Raw genomic sequence first — 24,630 nt, 5'->3', positions numbered from 1 at the left:
GGACACACGGGCCACGCGCGCGATTGCCGACGACGAATTGATGTCGAGCCACTTCGCGGCTTGATGAGGCTGCCCACCTGCTGTTTTCTCAAGCGTTGACGCCCTCCTGGCTGGCACACTTCCTGCTCGACCTGCATCTTTCTGTGACTGGCCATGCGCGACGAGAACATGATCGAGCGCGGTCGTTACAAACCTACCGCGCTGCGCCAAGTTCGGTCAAGCATTCAGCGCCGGGTCACGAATCTTAATTGTTCACTACTGCTCGACCAGAAGCAGGTGCGCGCACCCCGTCACATTTTCCCTGAGACCGAGATGGGTCTGATTTCAGCCTTGGGTAATAGGCGTGCAGTGAAGTAGCGCTCCTTGTAGTACTTGATCTTTTCGCACTTCACCGGGTGTGCGATGCCCTCATAGAGAAAGACTTCCTGGTCGAAGCCCATGGCCTTGAGTTCCTGGGGCAGCATCAGGGCGCGTCGTTCTTCGGAGATGCTGCGGGTCACGTCCCTGCCCCGCGTGACGTTGCGCCTCTTGAAGGTGGTGTAGCCCAGCATCTCCGAGTAGTCGTTGGCGTCCTGCTGCTCGCGCGGGGCGTAGATGACCTGCAGGGCGTGGTTGGTGATGATGGTGCGCGAGACATCCTTGCCGTAAGTGGCATCAAGTTGGGCCATCGACTGGATGATCGGCAACAGGCGGATGTTGTAGCCGGCCATGTAGGACACGGCCGAAGCGATGATGTCGACCTTGCCGATGGCGGTGAACTCGTCCATCAGCAGCAGGCACTGGTACTTCAACTCTGGGTTGGTCCTGGGCAGCTCACGCGTGTTGAGGTTGATGACCTGGCTGAAGAACAGGTTGATGATCAACCGACTCTCTGCCAGCTTGTTGGGCTGGATGCCGACGTAGATGCTCATCTTCTTCTTGCGCAGGTCGGTCAGCAGGAAGTCGTCCGCCGAGGTGGCCGCATCCAGCACCGGGTTGATCCATGCGTTCAATGGCTCCTTCAGCGTCCCCATGATCGAAGCGAATGTCTCATCGGCCTGGGAGAGCAAGTTGGAGAAGGCCGATCGCGCGTTGTCGCTGAGGAATTTGCGCGAGGCCAGGCCGCGCAGATACACCTTCAGCTCGGTGCCGTCGCCGGAGGACAGGCGGTAGATCTTGCCCAGGGTCGGCGCGCCCGAGGAGAACGGAAAGCCGGTCTTGACCTCGTCGTCTCGGTTCTCGAACAGGAACAGCGCGAAAGCCATGAACGCGTTGCGCGCCTGGCTGACCCAGAACTTCTGGTCGTCCGAGCCATCCGGGTACAGCATCGCGGCGATGCTCATGAGGTCGGACACGCGGAAGGCCGGATCGGTCGAGACGTAGCTCAGCGGATTCCAGCGATGGGTGCGGCGGTCTTCGGCAAATGGATTGAACAGGAAAACCTCCTGTCCCTGCGATTTGCGCCAGCCGCTGGTGAGCTCGAAGTTTTCCTGCTTGATGTCCAGCGCCACCACCGACTCGGCGTATTCGAGCAGGTTGGGAATCACGATGCCCACGCCCTTGCCCGAGCGGGTCGGCGCGGCCAGGATCACGAACTGCTGCCCCGGCAGGCGCACCAGCTTGCCGCCGAACTTGCCGACGATGATGCCGTCGTTGGCCGGCTTGAGCATGTTGTGCTTGTTGAGGTCACCCGCGGTGGCAAAGCGCGCATCACCGTGCAGGGATTTCTTCTTGGGCTTGAGTATCAGCGCCGTCAGCAGGATGTAGACCACCAGAACCACGCCAAAGCCGATGAAGCCGCCCGCCTTGATCTTCTTGGCGAATGGCACATACCGTGGATCGCCTAGCGCCCGGACATAATCGAGGTAGAGGTCCCAGTGCAACGGCGCCTTCACCCCGAGCAGCGCCATCGTCGAATAGCCGGACAGGTACAGCCCTGCCACCAGCGCCAACACCGTCACAACGAAGACGAACGCAATCTTCCCCTTGGTCAAGCGCATTCCTCCCTGAAGCCGCGCCAAGTCGGGCGCGAGGCGAACATCAACGGATCAGTTTGGCCGTCTTGGGGCGGACCGACTTGCGGCGACGTGGCCGCGTATCGTCATTGCGGGTGGGCTGCTCGTCTTCCAGCAGCTGCTCCATGTACAGGCGCGCCTCTTCCAGCGAGGGTTCCTCGCGCAGCTTGGCCCCCGAATTGGTGATCACCGCATAGCCGATGACTTCGTCGGGCGCGTAAGCCGGATCCGAATCGCGGGTCAGAGCCACGACCTGATAACCGTGCTTCTGCAGGAGGGTATGGCGGTACTCCATGGCGGCGCATCCTCACCGATCAGGCCCTGATCGTAAGCCAAACACCGGTCACCGGCCATCGCACAGACAGAACCAATTGCACAGAATGCAGAAACAATCGGGAACAGATCCACCGGCCCGGCCTTGCCGGAAACCGCGTGGTGGGCGGTACAGGGTTCGAACCTGTGACCCCTACCATGTCAAGGTAGTGCTCTACCGCTGAGCTAACCGCCCGAAGCAACTGAGGTTGCCGCGCCCTCGATGAGGGGCGCGCATCATACCATCCGGATCGGCCGGCGGGAACTCACCCGGCGGCTCTTTTCCTGCCGGTCGGTGCGGCCCCGGTCAGACCACCAGGGCGGCGGTCTTCAGCTTGTGGATCTCGTCGCGCAGGCGCGCGGCGTCCTCGAACTCCAGGTCGCGCGCGTGCTGGTACATGCGCGTTTCCAGGGCCTTGAGCCTGGCCGCGATCTGCGCCTGGCTCAGGCTGCGGTAATCCTCGACCGGCTCGGCGACGCGGCGGCCCTTGCCGCGCCTGGTTGGCTCGTCGTTGGCGGCGTCACGCGCGCCTTCCAGGATGTCCACGATCGGCCGCACGGTGGACCGGGGCACGATGCCGTGTTCGGCGTTGTATTCGACCTGCTTGGCGCGGCGGCGGTCGGTTTCCTCGATGGCTGCCTTCATCGAACGGGTCACCCGGTCGGCATACAGGATCGCCTTGCCGCGCAGGTTGCGGGCGGCGCGGCCAATGGTCTGGATCAGCGAGCCGGTCGAACGCAGGAAGCCCTCCTTGTCCGCATCCAGGATCGCCACCAGCGACACCTCGGGCATGTCCAGGCCCTCGCGCAGCAGGTTGATGCCCACCAGCACGTCGAACTTGCCCAGGCGCAGGTCGCGAATGATCTCCACCCGCTCCACGGTGTCCACGTCCGAATGCAGGTAGCGCACCTTGACGCCGTGCTCGCCCAGGTATTCGGTCAGGTTCTCGGCCATGCGCTTGGTCAGGGTGGTGACCAGCACGCGGTCGCCCCAGGCCACCCGTTCGTTGATCTGCGACAGCAGGTCATCGACCTGGGTGGCGACCGGCCGGATCTCGATGTCCGGGTCGATCAGGCCGGTGGGGCGCACCACCAGCTCGATGATCTCGCCACCGGACTCGCGCAGTTCGTACGGGCCCGGCGTGGCCGAGACGTAGATGCTGCGCGGCGAACGTGCCTCCCATTCCTCGAAGCGCAGCGGCCGGTTGTCCAGCGCCGAAGGCAGGCGGAAACCGAATTCCACCAGCGTCTCCTTGCGCGAGCGATCGCCCTTGTACATCGCCCCGATCTGCGGAATGGTCACGTGCGATTCGTCGACCACCAGCAGTGCATCGGCGGGCAGGTAGTCGAACAGGGTCGGCGGCGGCTCGCCCGGCGCCTTGCCGGTCAGGTGCCGCGAGTAGTTCTCGATGCCCGAGCAGAACCCCACCTCGGCCATCATTTCCAGGTCGAACTGGGTGCGCTGGGCCAGGCGCTGGGCTTCGACCAGCTTGTTCTGCTGGTACAGCTGCTCCAGCCGTTCCTTCAGCTCGATCTTGATCGAGTCCACCGCGCTCAACGTGCGCTCGCGGGTGGTGGCGTAATGGGTCTTGGGATAGACGGTGAAGCGCGGCACCTTGCGCAGGGTCTCACCGGTGAGCGGGTCGAACAGGGTCAGGTTTTCGACCTCGCCATCGAACAGCTCGATGCGCAACGCTTCCACGTCGCTTTCGGCCGGGTGCACGTCGATCACCTCGCCGCGCACGCGGAAGGCGCCGCGCTGCAGCTCGTATTCGTTGCGCGTGTACTGCAGGTCGGTGAGGTGGCGGATCAGCTGGCGCTGGTCGATGTGCTCGCCGCGCGAGAGGATCAGGCGCAGCGACAGGTAGTCCTCCGGCGCGCCCAGGCCGTAGATCGCCGACACGGTGGCCACCACGATCGCATCGCGCCGCGACAGCAGGGTCTTGGTCGCGGCCAGGCGCATCTGCTCGATGTGCTCGTTGATCGAGCTGTCCTTCTCGATGAAGGTGTCCGAAGCGGCCACGTAGGCCTCGGGCTGGTAGTAGTCGTAATAGCTGACGAAGTACTCGACCGCGTTGTGCGGGAAGAACGCCTTGAACTCGCCATACAGCTGCGCGGCCAGGGTCTTGTTCGGCGCCATCACCAGGGTCGGCTTCTGGATGCGCTCGATCACGTTGGCGATGGTGTAGGTCTTGCCCGAGCCGGTCACCCCCAGCAGGGTCTGCTTGGCCAGCCCCGACTCGAAATTCCCGATCAGCCTTTCGATCGCGGCCGGCTGGTCGCCCGAGGGCGAATACGGCGAAACAAGCTGGAAGCGTTCAGTCATGGCACCTGCCTGGAAAGCACAAAAAAGTATAGCCCCGGCGCGCAGGACGGCCGGTGCAGAGAATTCCTACGGCGCGGCGCGGCGGCCGCCGATGTCGCCGGGCCGGGCCAACGCCCACGCTGTCGGCACACCTGACCCGGACAAAGGAATGCCCGATGGACACCCGCCCTGCCCGCTCGAACCGCCGCATTTGCCCGCGCCGCGCCGGCGGCTTCAGCCTGATCGAGGCCACCGTGGCCATGGCCGTGGTCAGCATCGGGCTGGCGATCGGCCTGCCGTCCTACACGAGCGTTCTCCAGCACCAGCGCGAAAGCGCCGCCACCCACCTGCCCAGCGCGTTCATGGCTTCGGCGCGCAGCACCGCCATCACCGACCGCAAGCCGACCGTGGTCTGCCCCAACGACGGCCACAACCAATGTCGGGACGACAGCGACTGGACACAAGGCTGGATCATGTTCCAAGACGGGGACGGCAACCATCGCCCGGACAACGCCGATGACCTGCTGCGCGTGGAGGCGGCTCCCCGCGATGCGGACCGCCCCAAGAAGCATGAATATAAGTTAAACATTACGGCTTCGTAGGTATGGCCGCGCCTTCGACGGGAAAATTCCTACACGCGGATGCAGACCCATCCGATAGCGCAACCACAAACGGCCGGCCGAGACTGTCTTTGCCGACTAAATCGAGGAGATGCTCAATGGCAAGGACGCCAGCGTCAGCGTTGTCGAAAAATTTGCGCCTGTGCCCCTCCCGGTCACGAGGTGTCACGCTCATTGAGATGATGGTGGCAATGTTGGTAACGGCCATCCTGGCGGCGATCGCGGTGCCATCCCTCGAGGTGCTGTCGAAGCGGAGCCGAGTGGACACCGCGCTGTATCTGTTGACGTCCCATTTCGCGTTCGCCCGCATCGCAGCAGTCACGCACAACGTCCCTGTCGTCATCTGCCCCAGCCGGGACGATGGCCTGTGTCGACAAGACAGCGACTGGAGTGATCACTGGCTGACCTTCCGGGATCCTGACGGTAACAATCAGCCTGATGGGGCGATCGATATCTACAGGAATGAGCAAGCGCCCAGCAGCGCACAATTACGCATCCTGTCCACTACGGGTCGCCGCCAGTTGCGCTATCTACCAAGTGGCTACAGCTCGGGCAGTAATCTGACGGTCCGGATCTGCTACGACGGGGAAATAAGTGGCCTGGTCGTGGTCAATAACGCTGGCCGCGTCCGGAGCGCGCGTCCCATCGGCTCAGAGCCCTGTGACGATGGTCCGACGGACCTTTGAATGCAGTCGTTACGAATGGGGTCTGGATCGGCCAGACGACTTGCTCTGATCCCGGACTCGCCGCTACAATGCGCTCCACGCCCGAATAGCTCAGCCGGTTAGAGCACTTGACTGTTAATCAGGGGGTCGTTGGTTCGAGTCCAACTTCGGGCGCCAGACGAGAGCAAAAAACCCTGCGCCAGAATGCGTGGGGTTTTTTGCTGGCCTCTATCACCAGCACTGATCAGCAGCCGTGGCCGTACCGCCTTCTCCACGGACGCCTTGCTGGTTGATCGACAAGGTGCCGCACAGGGTGTCCTTGGATGCTTGCGCACCGGTCGGAACGATCTGCAACGTGTAGGTTTTCGCCGCAGGTGTCCCGACAAAGTCTGGTTGCGCATAGTGCGCGCGGACATCAGCATCGCAATCCGGGCGCGGTGCGTTGGCGTAGGACAGGTTGATCGTGTAGTAACGTTCCATGAACTGCGCACCCTGCTGCAGGCACGACGCCGCAGCTGCGCGTCGTGACTTGACTACTTGTGATTGATAACTCGCCAAGGCGATCGCGGCGAGGATGGCAATGATGGCCACGACGATCATTAATTCGATCAAGGTAAATCCTGCAACATGGCCATGTCTTCTAACCGGGCAGCGATGTTTCATGTCTGTGTTCTCCTTGGCATCAATCACCCACCACTTCGCGCCAAGACACACGTGCCGGCGCCAGAACGGAGGAGTTGGTCTTGATGATATTGGTTTCCGCACTGTCCATGTTCGTAAGCATGACATTGCCCACGAAGATCGGATTGTTGGGGCCGCTGGGCAGCCCTAGTCCTGAGACAACCTCGCCATCAGATAGGTCACTGTTGTTGAAGTTGCCATCATTGTTCAGGTCGAAGAACGTCGAGTTCAGCCGCCCACCGGTGAACGGATTGATCGCCATGACCCAGCCGCGGCCACTCGGGTCACATACGCTCGTGTTATCCGGAATACGCGTCGTGCCGACCAGTGCAAGGCCCTGGAAGAAGTTGGGCACCACCATTCGCTCGCCCTCCGCCCCCCTCACCGGCGAGATCAAATCGATATACCAACCGTTGACGCTCGGCGTGGTCACGGAGTTAATCACGCGCGCACCAAGCCCATTGGCCAGCGTCTCCTCTCCGGTAATCGCCACATGCTGCAGCGCGCTCCTTCCGCTGATCGTCGTGCCGCGGTCGATCAGGCCATACCAGGTCTGCACGCTGGTGTCGGACAGGTCTGCCTCATTGACATACTTGCCGGTGCCGAAATACACCCAGGTGTCGTTATTACTCGGATTGCGCGCCACCAGAGGCGCCGCCGTGATGGGCTGGGCCGTGGCACCGTCGGTAGCCTGGAATATTGATGTGGCCGTCGCGGAGCCGGCTAGGTTGGTGAACTTCCACAGGTTGCCGCGCAGATCTCCAGCATAGACCGTATCCACAAAATCGGTTGTGCCGGTGTTCCATACATTCGGGCCGGACAAGCCGTTGTCACCGGCTACGCCTGTACTCATCGTTGTCACGGCGCCATTGTTCAGACGAATCGTGACCAGCTGGGCAATGCCACCGCTACTGTTGGGACCGTTGCCAATGAAGACCCGCCAGTCGCCGTCCGCTACCTGCGCGATGACTGGCTTGCCCAGCGCGTTGCCCATGCCGGATATATCGGTGGCCGTCTTCTCCCACAGCAGCTGGACGTCGGTCGGATCGGTCACATCCAGTGCATAAACGCCACGTCCACCACGACCCAGGGTGCCAACCAGAATCGTGCGCCACCGGCCACCCCAATACGCGTCGGCCACCGTGATCTCGCCATCCACATAGTATTGGTGGACGTAATTGGGGTCGGCCAGCGCGGCCAGGCGCGGAACGACCTGCGACGGGATGAAGGCGAAGGTCTCCGCGCCCGTCGTGGCATTGAAGCCATGCAACATTCCATCGTTGGCCCCGACGTAGATCACAGGTGTGCGCGCCGCGTTCGCGGCAGCGAACGCCGGATAACCACCGGCACCAGTAAACTCGGTGCCATAGAACAGGCGCGGATTGGGCCTTCCAACGTAGACGGGCTGCGAATTCACGATGTCGCCCAGCACGCTCTGGCGGGTACGCAGGGTGCCCGCCGGCATCTCGTTACCACGGTCTCCGCGGATATAATCGACCACCGATTGCGAGCCCAGCGCCGTCGCCTGGGACAGCTGGGTAAATCGCTGCAACACGCCGGCGTTATTGATGTAAATTTTCCGGTCAGCATAGTTGGCGGGGAACTGCGAACCTGCCGTCCACGCCTGGGTCAGGGCACCCGTGCTCTGGTTCACGTTGTAGCCAACCAGCTCGCCACGCCAGGCGCCGCTGTAAAACTGCGCCTGGTAGGTCATGGCGCCAGTCTCCAGCTTGGTGGTGTTCGATGCGAACGAACCACCCGAGCCGCGCATGTCCTGGACGATCTTGGCAAAGGCCTGTTTGAGGCTTTCCACCATCTTGGCAGCTTCAGCGGCGACGTAGAAGTTGGCTGGACGCTTGAAGGTCGTGTCACCGTTGACGTACTGGTTGGTCGCCCACCATTGCGAGTCGGCCAGCGCAGCAACATTGGTGTCCGGATCATATCCGGCCGGTACTGTGAAGCCGCCATATTTTGCCGCCAGCCAGTACTGGTTGGTAAGTGGCGTCTTGTAGTCCCTGTTTTCCACGACGTCTACCCAATAGGTGGAGACAGTCTGTTTGCCGGCAACCGGATTTGGACCTGTGCCAGGCCGGATGTCACGCGTATGCGCATCGTATGCGAGCGCAGCGATGTAGGCGGAGTTGTACCGCGAATTTCCATTGAAGTAGCTGGGTGCGGAAGCCGCCGTGGCGGCGGCGTCGGTTTTGCCCTCCATGCGCCAGATCTTCTTCAATGTTTCGACGACGTCCACTGAAGTATCCGCCGCAACTTCGGCGGGCTTGGTCGTATTCTCGCCGACCGTGCTGGTGGGACCCGGCAGATTCTTGTCGCGCCAGGTGTTGGTGTCGCCCACTCCAAGGATAACGTTGGTCTGGCACGAATAGCGGATCGGATCATCCCAGTCGGTGATGACGGGGAAGCCGTCGGCCAGCTGGCGGTCACCATTCACGACCGAATACGATGGTACGTTGCCCTGTCGTTTGAAATAGCGCACCGCCGTATAGTAGAGCTCGCTGACGTTGTCGTAGGACTTTGCGTTGCGGCCCGTTTCCATCTGTCCAAACTTGTTGAGATAATTGATGACGCCACTGTCGATGATATTGGCGTTGGTGTTGGTCGCGTCGGTCTCGTCCGGGTTTTGATACAGGATTCCGGTCACCGGGTCCCATTCCTTATTGGGATTTCCCTGCGCTCCGGATTCGGGGAAGTTGCTGGCCGGCCCAACGAACTTCTGCCGCGCGCGCATCACACCTCCGTCGGGCTCGGTATTACCACCGTTGTTGAGATAGCCGAAGATGCTGTAGCGGATGCTGTTCGCGTATTGCTGGATCAAGCCTTCCGGCTTGGCGACACCGCTGTAGTTGGCGTTGCAGTTGCTTTCCAACATTCCCGCGACGCAGACCGCGACCCGCACACTGACCTCGAACACCACGCTGGCCTGGCTGACCTGGGCACCGTTGACCGTGATGCTGGTATCGTTGAGCGAATGAACTTCCGGATTGTATGCGACGGGCTGCCCCGTCCCGGGATTATCAGTCGCAAGCGCAGTGGCATTGGCGCCACTGGTGAAGCGCATTTTGTTGCCCAGTCCGTCGATGCGCGTGCGAATCGTGCCCCAACTAGCTGCGGTCGCTGCATTCACTGCGGCCGGGTCCGAACTGCCGGGATACGTACGGCGGGGGAAGTTGGCCGTCGTACTCTCGCCGCCGTCACGGTCGGCCTTTGCCTTCTCCAGCCATGTCTGGGTGGTCGTATCACGGACGCGGTAACCACCGGTCAGCGCCGAGCGGAAGGGATCGATGGTCTGGGTCGCTGCCCAGTTCATGTAGTTACCGCTCCACAGCGCCCCTGCACAGCTGTGCGCAGCGCCCACACGCGAGTGGGGGGCGAAGTGTCGCTCACTCTCAGTGGCGCTGTAGACGTATTGATAGCACTTGTCCGCGTCGAAATAGCCCACATACGTATTGGCGGGCACGTAATCGCCGAAGTTGGCAACACTGATCAGGGTCGGGAATTCCACCGACGGCACCAGCGCCAGGTTACCCGGGACGTCGCGACCAATCGACAGCGGCTTCTGGGAAATGTCCACCGAACCCGCTGGGAACACGCTCGCCGCGGCCACCATGCCAATGAGCACCGAGATGGCGCGATCCCTGATCTTGCGCAAGGTCGGCCGTGTGAGGGGCATTCGGCCGTAGGTCGACTTGGAACGGGTTGGTTCAGGCGTCATCACGCACCTCACTTGACTACGACGTTGGACTGCAGGACCACGACGGCGCGGTCGTTTGCGGAGGGATCATGGCTACGCCCGGTGATGCGATAGAAATGCTGCAAGGGCACGCCCCCGCCCCCCCCGTACTGCGCATTGTTTGCGCTGCTGCCCTGGGCCAGCTCATCCTCGTTGGTGTACTCACCCATGTACTCGATGTAGTACTGCGGAGCGCCTGCGCCCGCCGCCAGCGTCTGTACGTTGGTGGTGGCGTTGGTCCAGCAATTCTGTCCGCCAGAGCACCCCGCCGTGCCCGTCAGCGCATTCACAGGGATTGAAGGGCAGATGACTCCCGCCGCCGAGCAGTCAAACCCGAGGATGGAGCCAGTCAACTCCGCCGCCTGAATGGCGGCCTCGGCATCGCGCAGGGCAGTTTCAGCCGATTGGAAGGACAGACTGCGGTCATACAAATTAGCGCTCATGCGCTCGTCCAGCAGCGTGGTGCGCAGTACGGCCAAGCCAAGCAGGGTCATGATCAGGAGCAGGATGAGCACGACCACCAGGGACGCACCTTGCTGGCGCAGCAACTGCAGATTGAATGCAGTCTGCTTCATGAGTTGCGATTCCTGATAGTGACCGTGTGCGCGATCGTGCGCACGACGGGCGCGCCATCGATGCGTTCATTGCTCTGCATGGTCAGGACCACGCGGACCGCCGTGACCCGCCCCCAATTGGCAACCGCGGTAGCGTCCTGATAGTCGGTGCCGCCCATGGACAGGTACTGCAATTGCATGTCCTGCACGCCTTCCGCCACTTCCTGGACGGTCGATGCGGGTGTCGCCCCGCTACTGGTCAGCATCACCTGGTACAGGGACCGACGCGACGGGTCGCTGCTACTCACGCCAACGTACCAGGCCGTCGCCTTGAGCTTGGCGATCACCGAGTTCGGGCCATATGTGTAGAAGTACCCGGAAGGATTCACCACGCACGGGACCAGCCGCGGATACTTCAAAGACTTGGTGCAATTGCCTGGCGTGCCGGTGCCAGTGTTGTGAACGATTGTCACGTTGGACGAGTTCGCGTTGGTGACCTGGAAAATGGCGGCTTGGATGAAATCGCAGACCATGACGATGTCGCCGTCCGCCAGCCCATGGGCATTGGTATTGACCTTGAATTGCGCCGAATTTGGCGTGTGATCCACGACGGTCACATCGCCGCTGGCGCCCGAACGCAGCTCAACTGCGTCGGTACCTGCGATGCGTTGGCGTGCCGCCGTACCGGTGGTCACTGATGGCAGCGCCTGGCCCGCCTGCCCATCGTAGCCACGGATACCATCGCCCCAGTCCGTACCCCAGGCGGTTGTATTGTTCAACACGTTGACAACGGGCGCGCTGGCCGAACAAGGCGAACCTGCCGTCTGCCGCAGTTCCCGCGCCAGCAGCTCAAAGGCCACACGGCCGTTCTCCTGGACGAAACTGAGATTGTCCGTGGCACGAAATACCTGACGGTTGGAAAGGAAGATGCCGATCGCCGCGCCGACCACCAGCAGGCCCAACACCAGGGCGATCATCAGCTCGATCAGGCTGAAGCCGCGGGAAGCACGCGCGCCGCAGGGAAAAGAACGTGCAGGTTTCATAGACGTACCGCCGTGATGACCCTATTGCGCGCCGCAACGCCATCCTGAACGGTGGCGGGGACGGTCTCGGTGTTGTCGCTGGCACGGGAATCGTCCCAGTCGACGGTGATCACGAACTGGTTGCCGTTCCTCGCGATGCTTGCGCACGCCGTATTACCCATGGAATGGGAGTTTTGCATGTCTGCAAACCAGGCGTGGATGTCTTTTAGCGCGAGCGTCGCCCCCGTCGCTGGGACCGCACACGTACGTGCAACGTCGTAGTCACCCGCCAACGCGCGCTGCCGGTTCGCGCGCATTGCATCCAGGATCGAGTAAGTCTGGATGGTTGCCTGGGTACGCTCCAGGGCGCTCTGATTATTGCGCAATGCAGTGGCCTGCATGGCTGCCACGCCCAACATGCCAATACCCATGATGAGCACGGCGATCAGCACCTCAATGAGTCCGGCGCCCTGTTGGGAACGGGGGCTACGGAGACACAATTTCACCACATCACATGGTTCCATCTTCAACCTCATGGACAGGCACCGTTGCCCGCCGGCGTGGTGACGGCCACACGGCTTCCACCTGCCAGCGTGACCGACCGTTTGTTCTGGGCGGGTCGGCTGGTGGGGATACAGACATTGAACGTGTTTTCGACCAGCGCACCCGAAGCGTTGTTGCGCGCCATGCCATCGGCGCGGAAGGTCAGCGCCTGATTCGTGCTCGTTACTTGCAATGGCGTTTTAACGCTGCTGGAGCGCAATAAGGTCTCGCCTCCATCCACAGTTCCGTTGCGGTTTGCGTCTACGAAGCTGATCCAGCGCATCCATGGAGCACCTGCGGCTGTATTGCAGGTCGCACCATCGGTACTCCGGCAAACGGTTACCCGTCGATTACTGCGTAGCGCCTCCAGGCGGGCTTCCTGCAGTCCTGCCACCATCTCGTTGGACTGCGCGGCGAGCCGGTTGGAGTTGATAAGCGCCGTGAAGCTAGGTATTGCCAGCGCTACCAATACTGCCAGGACTGTCAACGCGGTCAGCAACTCGATTAGGGAGAAGCCCCAAGACCCACTCACGACACGACTTGGCGCGAGCGCCCTTCCTGCTCTCGTAGTTGGGTTCCCCGAACGCATGCGCGACACCCCTTTGTCCCATTGAATACGCTAAGGCACGCTGGCGCGTCCAGCCAGGGGTTACCGATGGACGGCCCGAGCGGGAGCGCCAGCGGCAGCTGGCTGCGTTCGCGACTGTGTCAATGCATGATGCGTGCAGATTTCGCCCCCAGCCCCTCCATGCCATCTTTCCGCCAGAACTCCCCTCTTGATGCCCTTTGGCAGACTTCGGTCGTCGTGTGGGTGCTATTGGCCGGCGAAGGACTGGCTGCGGTTCTGGCGCTGGCGCCCGCCGGCGATGGCAACCGCTGGATCCATTTCGGCATCGCTTCACTAGCCATCCAATGGATCCTGTTGATCACGTTAGGCCTGCTGTACGCGCTGCGACGGCCTCTGTCGGCATGGCGCGCGACCAGCGTCGCCTACGCCGCCCTGCTGCTGCTTGTCCTCTCCACCTGGATGGTCTCCGGCACAGGCGCCTGGCTGCTGGCGGACCTGTGGCCGATGGACGCTCCGGAGCGCACGCGCTGGCTCGTTCGGCTAACGGCGTTAGCCGTGACAGTGGGCGCCCTAGGGCTCGCAGCCTTTCAGAACCACTGGCGTACCCGACAGCTGGCGGTATTGGCCAAGCAATCCGAACTGGAAGCGCTGCAGGCGCGGATCCGCCCACATTTCCTGTTCAACACGCTCAACACCGGCGCGATGCTGGTGCACCTGCGCCCGGGTGATGCGGAGCAGCTGCTGCTGGACCTGGCCGACCTGTTTCGCGCAGCGCTTGCCGGGCCGCATGAAATTGCGCTGGCCGACGAAATCGAACTGACCCGGCGCTATCTGGAGATCGAGGCGCTGCGCTTCGGCGCGCGCCTGCGTGTGGACTGGCAATTGCCCGAGCCCTTGCCGATGGCGATGGTCCCGGCGTTGTCGGTGCAGCCGCTGGTGGAGAACGCGATCCGCCACGGGATCGAACCGAATCCAACCGGTGGCTGCATCGCGATCGAGGTGACCCAGGTCAACGGCTGGATCGAGATCGGCATCCGCAACGCGGTGCCCGATGCCTCCACACGCACGCCAGGCCATCAGGTCGGACAGCATTCGGTGCGCGCGCGGATCCAGGCACTGACCCAAGGCCACGGCGAACTGGAAACGCGGATCGTGGACGGGCACTACCTGGCGACGATCCGGCTTCCACTGTAGCCGCGCCGCGGGCCGCGACCGGGGCTTTGCCGCCCAACGGATGCTTGCGCGGGTGAACCGGCGATCGCGGCATGCGCCGCACCGCAGCGCAGCGCCGTGGGCCGCTCAAGTCACCACCCGATAGCAAGGCCTGTAGTCCCCGGCGATCTTCATCCGGCGCTGGGCGACGAAGGCCTGCAGCAGGGCATCCAGGGCGGCCATGATGTCGGGGTCGCCGTTGATTTCGAACGGGCCGAACTGCTCGATCCGGCGCATGCCCTCTTCCTTCACGTTGCCGGCGACGATGCCGGAGAAGGCGCGGCGCAGGTCGGCGGCGATGGCATGTGGGGCGCGGCCGTGGTGCAGGTCCAGTTGGGCCATGGCCTCATGCGTGGGCTGGAACGGCTGCTGGAAGGCCAGCGGGATGTCGATGGACCAATTGAAGTAGTAGGCGTCCTTGGCCGCCTTGCGATGCTCGCGCACCTGGCCGATGCCGGCCTTCATGGCCTTGGCCACGGCCAGCGGGTCGCCGATGATGATCTGGTAGCGCGCGGCGGCCGCCTGGCCCAGGGTCATGCGGATGAAGTGATCGATCTGCTCGAAGTACGGCGCGGCCACGACTGGCCCGGTGAGGATCAGCGGGAACGGCAGGTGGGCGTTTTCCTCGCGCAGCAGGATGCCGAGCAGGTACAGGATTTCCTCGGCCGTGCCCACGCCGCCGGGGAACACGATGATGCCGTGGCCGATGCGGACGAAGGCCTCCAGGCGCTTCTCGATGTCCGGCATGATCACCAGATGGTTGACGATCGGGTTGGGCGACTCGGCGGCGATGATGCCCGGCTCGGTCACCCCGATGTAGCGCACCTGCTTCTGGCGCTGCTTGGCATGGCCGATGGTGGCGCCCTTCATCGGGCCCTTCATCGCGCCCGGGCCGCAGCCGGTGCAGATGTCCAGGCCGCGCAGGCCCAGCTCGTAGCCCACCTCCTTGGTGTAGAGGTACTCCTCGCGCGAGATCGAATGCCCGCCCCAGCACACCACCAGGTTGGGCTCCTGCGGCTTGATCAGGCGCGCGTTGCGCAGCTGGCCGAACACCGCATCGGTGATGCCGGCCGAGGTTTCCAGGTCGGCCGCGTATTGCGGGCCAAGCTCGATGGCCATGTAGGCCAGGTCGCGGACCACGGCGAACAGCAGTTCGGCCACGCCGCGGATGATCTCGCCATCGACGAAGGCCATCGCCGGCGCATTGACCAGCTCGATGCGCAGGCCACGGTCGCGCTGCAGCACCTGGATGTCGAAATCCGGATACAGGTCGCGTGCCGCACGCGGGTCATCGGAGGCGCTGCCGCTGGTCATCACCGCCAGCGCGCAGCGGCGCAGCAGGTCGTGCATGCCGCCGGCCGAGGCATCGCGCAGGCGCGCCACTTCGTTGCGCGACAGCACATCCAGGCCGCCGCGTGGATAGATGCGGGTGCTGACCACTGGCAACGCCCTGGTTACCACTTCACTCATCACTTCTTCCTGCTCGTCCGTCAACTTGACCGCAGACTGTAGCGCAGCTGGCGTGGCCGGGGCATGCCGACGCATGGACAAAAAGCAAACGGCCGGGTTGCCCCGGCCGTTGGTGTTGCCTCCTGCGTGGATCAACCGCGATCAAAAATCGTAGCGGAACCCCAGGTTGAGCGACCACTGCGACACGCCAACGTTGAAGCCGTCGGCATCGGCGTTCGCCGGGGTCGGCTCGCTGGTGTAGCTGTAGTTGTAGACGTACTTGCCCTGATAGATGCCCTGCAGCGTCGCCACCGACGCATCCGCGTAGAAGCCGTAGTCGTAGATGTGGCCCCAGTCCTCGTTGATCAGGTTGCCCACGTTCTGGACGTCAAGCCAGATCTCGGACTTGTGGCCCTTCATGAAGCCCGGCAGCTGCTGGCTGATGCGGACGTCAAAGGTGTTGATGAAGTCGCTGCGGAAGCCATTGGCCGGGGCGTAGCTGCCAGCATAACGGGCAACTTCCGGGTTGGCCTTGAGCCAGTCGAAAAATGCCGTTTCGGCTGCCGCATTGGGAGTGAAGACGCCGGCGGAGTTGAGGGTACCGAACAGCACCTCGCCCGGTGCCTTGGGCACATACAGCAGGTCGTTGTAGCTACGGCCGTCGCCATTGGCATCGCCAACATAGACATAGCTGTACGGACGGCCGCTGCGGCCTTCATAGAACAGGCCCACGTGGGTTTCGTAATCGCCAAAGAAGGCGTGCTTCCAGTTCAAGGAGCCGGAGATGCGGTCCTTGATCTCGTAGCGCGAGGTGTTTTCGGTCTCGCTGTTGGCGTTGAAGGTGTACTGGTAGCCCCAGCCCGAGCTGGCGGTGGAGCTGGTCAGCGGGCCCACTTCGGTGGCGTGGGTGTAGGTGTAGCCCAGGTCCCACGACCAGTCGCTGGTTTCGCTCCAGGGCTTGCTCAGGCTGACGGTGAACTGCTGGGTCTTGCCCTTGTCGGTGTTCTCGATCAGGTAGACGTCGCCGTAGGCGAAATCGCGATTGAACCGATTGTTGCCAGTTGCCCAGGCGCGGCCGGTCTGCGCTGGGTTCCAATACAGCGCGCGACCATCCGGGCCGTAGTAGGCAGGCGCCGGATCTTCTCCAGGCGCATTGATCTTGCCGATGTTCAGGCTCTTGTAATACAGGCCATCCTTGACCTTGGTGACCAGCAATTCGGCCGATGCGACGATGCCGTACCAGGGCAGCTCATGATCGAAAGCGATGTTGGCCTTCCACAGCGACGGCAACTTGAAGTCGTTGCCGACGAAATTCGGAGACTGGGTCGCCGAGCCGGGAGTAGTGGGAACCGGCTGGTTGCTGCCGTCAGCGCTGAACGGCAGGTCCGGACGATAGGAGGTGAAGCTGTAAGCCGTATAATTCAGGCCGGTGTTGGAATAGCTGTTGCCGATCCACACCTGCGGCGCATCACCCTGGAACAGGCCCACGCCGCCACGCAACTGAGTCGGGCGCTCGCGATCGAAGGTGTAGTTGAAGCCGAAGCGCGGCTGGATCAGGAACTCGCTTTCGAACACCTCGCTGTTGTCATAGCCGAACTTGGCAGAGGCGGTGGGGTTGTAGGTCGGATCCGGGCTGACATCCGGGCGATCGCCACGCACGCCCAGGGTCAAGGTCAGTTGCGGGGTGGCATACCAGGTGTCCTGCACAAACAGGCCCAGGTTGTTGTTCTCGTAATCGGCGGCAATGGAACCCGGCGCGTTTTCCTTGCTGAGCTGATAGCTGGAATAGATGCCGTTCTGGAAATTTTCCAGGCCGTAGAACGTGTAAACGCCCCAGGTGTTGCGGCCGTACAGGTTGTAGATCTCGTTGTTGCTGTAGTCCACGCCGAACTTCAGGTCGTGGTCGCCCAGCGTCCAGGTGCCCGCCGCGTAATAGTTCCAGGTCTTGGTCTCGAGGATGTTGCCCTGCGAGTTGGTCTCGGTGCCCAGATACAGCACGTCGCCACTCGGAGCAGCCCGGGAGCCACCGAAGTAGATGGCGATGCTGGGTGCGTTGGTTGGCACGACGCGCACAGCCGAATAGTCGCGGTAGGACGCCTTGAACTCGGTGGAGAAGTTGTCGGTCCAGTCGGAGAACAGCTGGCCGACATAGCTTTCCACCGTCTTCTCGTGCTGGTACCAGTACGAGCTCAGCGAAGCCTGGTTGGAGTTGCCGGCGCCGTTGATGCGCAGCTTGGACTGGTCCAACTTGCTGTAGCGCAAGCTGGCGCGGTGGGCGTCGGTGATGTTCCAGTCCAGCTTCAGCGCGTATTCTTCCAGATCGGTGTTGCCGTCGCTTTCCAGGCCGCCGGCGTCGAACCCATAGCCCTGCGCGATCTGCTGGGCACGCGCGACCTCATTCATGCCGTACAACGCATTGGGCTTGCCCAGTGCGGTACTGGCGATGTCCACGCCCGGCGCCTCCTGCTTGAACTTCTCGTAGTTGGCGAAGAAGAACAACTTGTCCTTGATGATCGGGCCGCCGATGGTGGCGCCGTAGGTCTCTTCCTTGGTAAAGCCGTTGAACTCGTTGCCTTCCGGATCATCACCAAACCAGTCACCGTCACGCATGTAGCCGTAGACCGAGCCATGAAACTCATTGGTACCGGACTTGGTCACCGCGTTGACGGTGGCGCCCGCGGCACTGGCCATGCTGGCGTCGTAGTTGGACAGGTTGATATCGATTGCGGCGATGGCCTCCATGGACACCGGCTGGCGGCGGGTCGGCATGTTGTTGCCTTCCAGGCCGAAGGTGTCACTGGCTGAGACGCCGTCGATGGCGATGGAGTTGTAGCGGGGGTTCTGACCGCCGGCCGAAATGGTGCCCGAGGCCCGGTCAATGAACGTTATACGCGGGTCAAGGCGCATGTAGTCCTGGATGTTGCCGTTGACCGAGGGCAGATCTTCGATCTTCTGCTGGTCGATGCTGGTGCCCGAGCCCATCTTGGTGGCGCTGAACACTTCCGAACCGCCGCTGTAGCCGATGGCCTGCACCTGACCCAGATTGGTCACGTCGCCGGTCAGGGCGGCATCGACGGTGTTGACCTGATTCAGGGTGAGGTAGACGCCGTCCTCGGTCTTGGTGCCTTCGCCGGGCTTGGTAATGGTGATGGTGTACGGGCCACCCACGCGCAGGCCGCGTGCGGTGTAGCGACCGGACGCGTCGGTGGTGGCGCGGCTGACGGTGCCGGATTCGACGTGGGTGATGGTCACTTCGGCGCCGGAAACCGGCGCGCCGCCCGAGCCGATCACGGTGCCGCCGACACCGGCGGAGGTGCTCTGCGCCATGGCGGGAGCGGCGGCCAGTGCGGCCAGGAGGCCCAGGGCCAGTTTGGAAGTCCGGATACGGCGGTGTTGGGTCATTGCGTCTGCCTCGAGGTTGGGCGGTCAGAAAAAAACCGTGCTGGCCGGCCGCGCTTCATGCGCGACTCTCATGGACTTGCTAAGAAGATGTGCCCCTGGAACCCAGACGAGCACGACCGCCGTGGGTTAACGACAGGTTAACACGGTAGATGCGCTTTGTGACGGGACCGTGACGATTTTCTCGCGATGCAGCACGCGGTACATTACACCGGAATAAAATCAATATTGATCAATCACTTGCAAGATTTTTTTGCCACCCAGGCCAGCCTTGCAACAGGGCCCGCGCAACCGCTGTCACCCGCTTTGTGACAGCGGCGCCCTGGCCCTCACGCCGGCGGATGGGTCACTGCAAACCCCTGCCTGCCACTGTGAAGCGACCACGACCGTGCGTACGCGCGGCTTCCGTCGCGGTCACGGCCCTCCCCGGCGCTCAGATGCCGCGCGGCGGCAGCGCACCCAGGTAAGTGCCGATGCCATCGAGCAGCATCTGCACCGAGATGGCCACCAGCAACATGCCCATCAGGCGCTCGACCGCGGTCAGGGTGCGCATGCCCAGCCACTTGTAGACCAGGGTGGCCGAAAACAGGATCACCGCGGTGCCCAGCCAGGCGATGCCCAGCGCCAGGCTCCAGCCGAGCAGGCGCTCGGGTTCGTTGCTGCCCATCAGCATCACCGCGGCCATGCCGGAGGGTCCTGCGACCAGTGGAATGGCCAGCGGCACGATGAACGGCTCGCCGCCGGGGATCTCGCCCATCAGGCCTTCAGGCCTGGGGAAGATCATGCGGATGCCGATCAGGAACAGGACCAAGCCGCCAGCGATCTGCACCGACTCCTGGCGCAGGTGCATCCACTCCAGGAAAAACTTGCCGCCCCACAGGAACCCCATCAGCACGGCCAGCGCGATCAGCATCTCGCGCAGCAGCACGATGCGCTGGCGCTGGGGCGGCAGCGGCCGCAGCACCGACAGGAACACCGGGATGTTGCCCAGCGGATCCAGGATCAGGAACAGCAGCAGCGCCGCAGACAGGATGGTCATGGGCCGGGATTCCAGACCTGTCCGCGCCGGTCGGCACCGGCAGGCGACAGCAGGCTGACGCAATGGCGTGCGTACTCGGACGCATCGGCCAGCGACGGATCGGGGTCTTCGGCGTAGGCGCGTGCGCGCAGCGTGGTGCGCATCGGCCCGGGCTGCAGCGCGCTGACCCGGACCGAGGTGCTGGCAAGTTCGGCATGCAGCATGTGCACCAGCGCCCGCAGCCCGTGCTGGGCCACGCCGTAGCCGCCCCAGTACGGCTGGCCGACACGCTGCGGGTCATCCAGCGTGAACACCAGCGCGCCGTCGGTTGCGGCTTTGAGTAATGGCAGGCAGGCCTGGCTGAGCCACCAGGCGGCGGTGAGGTTGACGTGCAGGGCGCGCGCGAACGCTGCCGGGTCGGTGTGTTCCAGCGGGGTCAGGCCGCGGAAGTCGGCCGCGCAGTGCAGCAGGCCGTCCAGGCGCCCCACCTCGGTGCCGATGCGCCGGGCCAGCTCGGCATAGTCATCCGGCGCGGCGCCTTCCAGGTCCAGCGGGTAGAGCAAGGGTTCTGGTCCGAGCCTGGCACAGGCGTCGTAAACGCGGTTGAGCCTGGCCGGCCGACGGCCCAGCAACACCACCGTGGCGCCAGCCTGTGCGCAGGCGCGGGCACTGGCTTGGCCCAGGCCGCCGTGGGCGCCGCTGACCAACACCACCCGCGCGGCCAGCGATTGCGGCGCGCGCGCGGGGACCTGCAGCAGGCTCACTTCGGCAGGGCCTCGGCCACGATCCGCGCCAGCTCGCCCGATTCGTGCAGTTCCAGCGTGATGTCGCAGCCGCCGATCAGCTCGCCATGGATGAAAAGCTGCGGGAAGGTCGGCCAGTTGGAAAAGCGCGGCAGATTGGCGCGGATCTCCGGCTCTTCCAGCACGTTGATCGCGCGCAGGCCGTCGGCGCCGGCTGCAAGCAGGGCGTGCACGGCCTGGCTGGAATAGCCGCACATCGGATATTCCGGCGTGCCCTTCATGAAGAGCACCATCGGATGGGCGTCCAGTTCAGCTTGGATACGTTCCAGCACCAACATGTTGCGTTCTCCTGCCTTGACGGGATGCAAACCGTCGTCGAGTAAACTTCCGGCGCTCTCCATCGCCGCCGGCAACGCGCAATTGTAAAGCTTCGCGCCGCTGCGCCGGCACCGACATCACGCCAAGCCCGAGGAATTGCCATGGCCATCGAACTGCCCGCCCTGCCCTACGACCGCACCGCACTGGAACCGCACATCTCCGGCGAGACCATCGATTACCACTACGGCAAGCACCACAAGACCTACGTGGACAACCTCAACAAGCTGATCGAGGGCACCGAGTTCGCCGCGCTGTCGCTGGAGGAGATCATCAGGAAGTCCCAGGGTGGCATGTTCAACAACGCCGCCCAGGTCTGGAACCACACCTTCTACTGGAACGGCCTTTCGCCCAAGGGCGGCGGTGCGCCGACCGGCAAGCTGGCCGAGCTGATCAACGCCGCCTTCGGCGATTTCGACAAGTTCAAGGAAGAGTTCACCAAGACCGCCGTCGGCACCTTCGGCTCGGGCTGGGGCTGGCTGGTGCAGAAGAAGGACGGCAGCCTGGGCCTGGTGAGCACCTCCAACGCCGCCACCCCGCTGACCGGCGAGGACACCCCGCTGCTGACCATCGACGTGTGGGAGCACGCCTACTACATCGATTACCGCAACGCCCGGCCGAAGTACGTCGAGTCCTTCTGGTCGCTGGTCAACTGGGACTTCGTGGCCAAGAACCTGGCCTGATCTTCCACGCAGGCGCGCAAAAGAGGTCGGCGCAAGCCGGCCTTTTTTGTTGCTCGTCCGATCGAGCGCTCGTCCATTGGGTGGCTGACTTTCAGCCGAACGAAAGCGACCCGACAGGGCAAGGCCGGGGCCACCAATGGGGCGGTCCGTGGCATCTTGACGTCCGAGCCCACCCCCGGAGTCCGCTATGCACAAAGCCGCACGCTGGATCGTACCCATGCTGCTGCCTGCCTTGGTCGTCACCGGCAATGTCGCAGCCCAGCACCGCGATCGGGACCACAACCGTCCTGGCCCCGCTGGCGGGCCAGGCACCAACTGGGAAAATCCGCCGGGCTGGCGCGGCGGCCCCGGCGCCTCGCCCGACCGACGCTACTACCGCCACGACGGCGTGCGTTACGAGTTCAAGATCGTCGATGGCGGCTATTACTACAGCCCCCGCTACGGCTACTGGCATCCACGTTACGGCCTGTGGAACCAGGCGCGCCGCTGCTGGATGGATATCGACGACAACCCACCGGGCCCTGCCGGAAGCCGCGGCACCAACTGGGAAAATCCGCCTGGCTGGCGCGGCGGCCCTGGTGCCTCGCCGGACCGGTTCGGGCGCTGCCCCTGAAGATCCTGGCCTCGGCCGGTACCTGTAAAAACGGGGCCTGGCGGCCCCGTTTCCTCTTAACCTGACGCACCCAGCGAACGCCAGGCACGTTTGCCTGGATCGGCAGGCGCCACGCCGCTTTCTCGTGCCGCGCCGCTGGCCATCGCCGGCAAGGGCCGCGCACGGTTTCACCGGCAAGAAGTTTCACCAGGTCAATCGCCGCCGACCCCGTTTTCATTCAAGCGGGCGATCACCGGCTGCACCTGATCCGGCCGCGACAGCGCCGCCCCCACGTCGGCCAACGCGCAGGACAGCGCCGTCGCCTCCTCAGCCCGCAGGGTGGCGTGGCCGACCTTGCGCCCGGCGCGCGCGGATTTGCCGTAGTCGTGCCAATGTCCGCCGGCCTGCGACAGCACGGCCGTCGCATCGGGCATCTGGCCCAGCCAGTTGAGCATGCAGGCCATGCCGCGCATGGCCGGTTCGCCCAGCGGCAGCCCGAGCACGGCACGCAGGTGGTTCTCGAACTGCGAAATCTCCGCCCCTTCGATGGTCCAATGCCCGGAGTTGTGCACGCGCGGGGCCATTTCGTTGGCCAGCAGCGTTTGACCCTGGCAGAACAGCTCCAGCGCGAACACGCCGACATAGTCGGTTGCTTCGGCCACGCGACGTGCGTAGTCGATCGCCTGGGCCCGCAGCGCCTGCGAAGCCCGCGCCGGCGCCAGGCTGGCCGAGAGCACGCCGTCGACATGCCAGTTTTCGGTCAGCGGGAAGGCCTTGAACTGCCCATCGCGGCTGCGTGCGGCCACCACCGAGAGTTCGCGGTCGAAGGCGACGAAACCTTCGACGATCAGACCTACCGAGGCGGCCTGCGCGCCCAGCGCGTCCCAGGCCGCCTCGGCATCGGCCAGCGACCTGATCCGGAACTGGCCCTTGCCGTCGTAGCCGAAGCGGCGGGTCTTCATGATGCAGGGCACGCCGATCCTGGCCAGCGCGGCATCGAGCTGCGCGCGGGTGGACACGGCTTGGAACGCCGGCACCGGGATGCCCAGCTCGCCGAACAGCGACTTCTCCGACAGGCGGTCCTGGGCGATGGCCAGCGCGCGCGGACCGGGAAACACCGGCACGCGCTGCGCCAGCCACTGCGCGCTGGCGGCCGGCACGTTCTCGAAATCGAAGGTCACCACGTCCACCTGGTCGGCAAAACGCGCCAGTGCGGCCTGGTCATCGAACGCGCCGACCTGCAGCGGTGCACACTGGCCGGCGCAGGCGTCTGCCGACGGGTCCAGCACCAGAAACCGCAGCCCCAGCGGCACACCGGCCAAGGCCAGCATGCGGGCCAGTTGACCGCCGCCCAAAATACCGACGGTGGTCATGCCCCGGCCTGCTCCGCAAACGCGTCGTGCCCGCCAGCACAAACCCGCATGGCACCAGCTGGCCCTCTCCCGCCTGCGGGGTGAGGGCAACCTGCTTGCGCGGCATTGCCGCACAGGTTGACCGAACGCCCGGCGCGCTGCGCCGGGCCGGGGCGTGGATGCGGTGAGGGAGCCAGGCCTGCGCCCAACGCAGGCTTGCCGATACCGGCCGTGGTCATTGGCGCGGATCGTCCCGGTCCATCACCTCCCGGGTCTGCCGGGCGCGGAACTCACCCAGCGCCGCAGCGATGGCCGGATCGCCCAGGGCCAGCATCGCCGCGGCGAACAGCGCCGCATTGGCCGCACCGGCATTGCCGATGGCGAAGGTGGCCACCGGAATGCCCGCCGGCATCTGCACGATCGACAGCAGCGAATCCATGCCGTTGAGCGCCTTGGACTGGACCGGCACGCCGAGCACCGGCACCGCGGTCTTGGCGGCGATCATCCCCGGCAGGTGGGCCGCGCCGCCGGCGCCAGCGATGATCGCGCGCAGGCCGCGGCCGAGGGCCTGTTCGGCATAGGCAAACAGCACGTCGGGCGTGCGATGGGCCGAGACGACCTTGACTTCGTAGGCCACGCCCAGGGCGTCGAGCTTCTGCGCGGCGTGCTGCATGGTCTCCCAGTCGGAGCGCGAGCCCATCACGATGCCCACGCACGGGGTTTGGAGATTGGCGGTCACTGGCCGTCCCTAGAGCGTGCTCTTGCACAAAACGATATTCTAGCGATCTTGATTGC

Annotated in this window: 21 protein-coding genes and 2 tRNA genes; 6 read left to right on the top strand and 17 right to left on the bottom strand. The window is 63.8% G+C overall.

Annotated elements, in window-relative coordinates:
* Positions 1–290: 290 nt before the first annotated feature.
* The 4 genes from D9R12_RS08660 to uvrB all read right to left on the bottom strand — a co-directional run bounded on the left by D9R12_RS08660 (position 291) and on the right by uvrB (position 4,632).
* Positions 291–1,958: a type IV secretory system conjugative DNA transfer family protein gene (locus D9R12_RS08660; protein ID WP_425479086.1), complete on the bottom strand. Its 1,668-nt coding sequence runs from the start codon at positions 1,956–1,958 to the stop codon at positions 291–293.
* 61 nt (positions 1,959–2,019) lie between these two features.
* A complete protein-coding gene (locus D9R12_RS08655; protein WP_122229761.1) occupies positions 2,020–2,289 on the bottom strand; it encodes a hypothetical protein in 270 nt (89 codons plus the stop codon).
* A 138-nt stretch (positions 2,290–2,427) separates the two neighbouring features.
* Positions 2,428–2,502, bottom strand: a tRNA-Val gene (locus D9R12_RS08650).
* A 111-nt stretch (positions 2,503–2,613) separates the two neighbouring features.
* On the bottom strand, positions 2,614–4,632 hold the full coding sequence (gene uvrB, locus D9R12_RS08645) for an excinuclease ABC subunit UvrB (RefSeq protein ID WP_122229759.1): 2,019 nt from the start codon (positions 4,630–4,632) through the stop codon (positions 2,614–2,616).
* Between the two features lie 155 nt (positions 4,633–4,787).
* On the opposite strand from uvrB, the gene D9R12_RS08640 reads away from it, so the two are divergent.
* The 3 genes from D9R12_RS08640 to D9R12_RS08630 all read left to right on the top strand — a co-directional run bounded on the left by D9R12_RS08640 (position 4,788) and on the right by D9R12_RS08630 (position 6,073).
* Positions 4,788–5,213: a GspH/FimT family pseudopilin gene (locus D9R12_RS08640; RefSeq protein WP_122229757.1), complete on the top strand. Its 426-nt coding sequence runs from the start codon at positions 4,788–4,790 to the stop codon at positions 5,211–5,213.
* A 2-nt stretch (positions 5,214–5,215) separates the two neighbouring features.
* Positions 5,216–5,917, top strand: coding sequence for a GspH/FimT family pseudopilin (locus D9R12_RS08635; RefSeq protein WP_122229755.1), 702 nt, complete (start codon positions 5,216–5,218; stop codon positions 5,915–5,917).
* Between the two features lie 79 nt (positions 5,918–5,996).
* Positions 5,997–6,073: transfer RNA gene (locus D9R12_RS08630), tRNA-Asn, on the top strand.
* A 54-nt stretch (positions 6,074–6,127) separates the two neighbouring features.
* On the opposite strand, the gene D9R12_RS08625 is transcribed toward D9R12_RS08630, so the two are convergent.
* The 6 genes from D9R12_RS08625 to D9R12_RS08600 all read right to left on the bottom strand — a co-directional run bounded on the left by D9R12_RS08625 (position 6,128) and on the right by D9R12_RS08600 (position 13,033).
* The gene (locus D9R12_RS08625) at positions 6,128–6,586 is read right to left on the bottom strand and encodes a type IV pilin protein (protein ID WP_425479074.1); all 459 of its coding nucleotides are present in this window, start codon (positions 6,584–6,586) and stop codon (positions 6,128–6,130) included.
* Positions 6,579–10,307: a pilus assembly protein gene (locus tag D9R12_RS08620; protein ID WP_244671856.1), complete on the bottom strand. Its 3,729-nt coding sequence runs from the start codon at positions 10,305–10,307 to the stop codon at positions 6,579–6,581. The genes D9R12_RS08625 and D9R12_RS08620 overlap by 8 nt, the downstream gene beginning before the upstream one ends.
* A gap of 8 nt (positions 10,308–10,315) precedes the next feature.
* The gene (locus D9R12_RS08615) at positions 10,316–10,900 is read right to left on the bottom strand and encodes a pilus assembly PilX family protein (RefSeq protein ID WP_122229751.1); all 585 of its coding nucleotides are present in this window, start codon (positions 10,898–10,900) and stop codon (positions 10,316–10,318) included.
* Positions 10,897–11,922 carry a PilW family protein gene (locus tag D9R12_RS08610; RefSeq protein ID WP_122229749.1) on the bottom strand — a complete coding sequence of 342 codons (1,026 nt, stop codon included), beginning with the start codon at positions 11,920–11,922 and terminating at the stop codon, positions 10,897–10,899. Before D9R12_RS08610 ends, D9R12_RS08615 begins: the two co-directional genes overlap by 4 nt.
* Positions 11,919–12,353 carry a type IV pilus modification PilV family protein gene (locus D9R12_RS08605; RefSeq protein ID WP_244919635.1) on the bottom strand — a complete coding sequence of 145 codons (435 nt, stop codon included), beginning with the start codon at positions 12,351–12,353 and terminating at the stop codon, positions 11,919–11,921. The genes D9R12_RS08610 and D9R12_RS08605 overlap by 4 nt, the downstream gene beginning before the upstream one ends.
* Positions 12,354–12,433: 80 nt before the next feature.
* Positions 12,434–13,033: a GspH/FimT family pseudopilin gene (locus tag D9R12_RS08600; RefSeq protein WP_122229747.1), complete on the bottom strand. Its 600-nt coding sequence runs from the start codon at positions 13,031–13,033 to the stop codon at positions 12,434–12,436.
* Between the two features lie 126 nt (positions 13,034–13,159).
* Between D9R12_RS08600 and D9R12_RS08595 the strand changes: the two genes are divergently transcribed.
* A complete protein-coding gene (locus D9R12_RS08595; RefSeq protein ID WP_170159200.1) occupies positions 13,160–14,206 on the top strand; it encodes a sensor histidine kinase in 1,047 nt (348 codons plus the stop codon).
* Positions 14,207–14,311: 105 nt separating this feature from the next.
* On the opposite strand, the gene ppnN is transcribed toward D9R12_RS08595, so the two are convergent.
* From ppnN to grxD, 5 genes are all read right to left on the bottom strand, one after another.
* Positions 14,312–15,694, bottom strand: coding sequence for a nucleotide 5'-monophosphate nucleosidase PpnN (gene ppnN, locus D9R12_RS08590; protein WP_122229743.1), 1,383 nt, complete (start codon positions 15,692–15,694; stop codon positions 14,312–14,314).
* A 141-nt stretch (positions 15,695–15,835) separates the two neighbouring features.
* A complete protein-coding gene (locus D9R12_RS08585; protein WP_122229741.1) occupies positions 15,836–19,075 on the bottom strand; it encodes a TonB-dependent receptor in 3,240 nt (1,079 codons plus the stop codon).
* A gap of 430 nt (positions 19,076–19,505) precedes the next feature.
* Positions 19,506–20,111 (bottom strand): MarC family protein, encoded by a 606-nt coding sequence (locus tag D9R12_RS08580; protein WP_122229739.1) that lies wholly within the window; start codon positions 20,109–20,111, stop codon positions 19,506–19,508.
* Positions 20,108–20,854: an SDR family NAD(P)-dependent oxidoreductase gene (locus D9R12_RS08575; RefSeq protein ID WP_014161283.1), complete on the bottom strand. Its 747-nt coding sequence runs from the start codon at positions 20,852–20,854 to the stop codon at positions 20,108–20,110. Before D9R12_RS08575 ends, D9R12_RS08580 begins: the two co-directional genes overlap by 4 nt.
* Entirely contained in the window at positions 20,851–21,171 is a 321-nt protein-coding gene (grxD, locus tag D9R12_RS08570; protein WP_014161284.1) for a Grx4 family monothiol glutaredoxin, read from the bottom strand. The genes D9R12_RS08575 and grxD overlap by 4 nt, the downstream gene beginning before the upstream one ends.
* Before the next feature lie 141 nt (positions 21,172–21,312).
* On the opposite strand from grxD, the gene D9R12_RS08565 reads away from it, so the two are divergent.
* The gene (locus tag D9R12_RS08565; protein WP_014161285.1) at positions 21,313–21,891 is read left to right on the top strand and encodes a superoxide dismutase; all 579 of its coding nucleotides are present in this window, start codon (positions 21,313–21,315) and stop codon (positions 21,889–21,891) included.
* A gap of 217 nt (positions 21,892–22,108) precedes the next feature.
* Positions 22,109–22,504: a hypothetical protein gene (locus D9R12_RS08560; protein ID WP_238527642.1), complete on the top strand. Its 396-nt coding sequence runs from the start codon at positions 22,109–22,111 to the stop codon at positions 22,502–22,504.
* Between the two features lie 191 nt (positions 22,505–22,695).
* Here D9R12_RS08560 and D9R12_RS08555 read toward each other — a convergent pair whose 3' ends face one another.
* Positions 22,696–23,856 carry a 5-(carboxyamino)imidazole ribonucleotide synthase gene (locus D9R12_RS08555; RefSeq protein WP_122229737.1) on the bottom strand — a complete coding sequence of 387 codons (1,161 nt, stop codon included), beginning with the start codon at positions 23,854–23,856 and terminating at the stop codon, positions 22,696–22,698.
* A gap of 214 nt (positions 23,857–24,070) precedes the next feature.
* Complete coding sequence (purE, locus tag D9R12_RS08550; protein ID WP_244671863.1) at positions 24,071–24,535, bottom strand: 5-(carboxyamino)imidazole ribonucleotide mutase; 465 nt, start codon at positions 24,533–24,535, stop codon at positions 24,071–24,073.
* Positions 24,536–24,630: the final 95 nt, after the last annotated feature.

Source organism: Pseudoxanthomonas spadix (assembly GCF_003703395.1).
Classification (GTDB): domain Bacteria; phylum Pseudomonadota; class Gammaproteobacteria; order Xanthomonadales; family Xanthomonadaceae; genus Pseudoxanthomonas_A; species Pseudoxanthomonas_A spadix.
The sequence above is the reverse complement of the archived record's forward strand: the minus strand, read 5'-3'. Positions and strand labels throughout refer to the sequence as shown.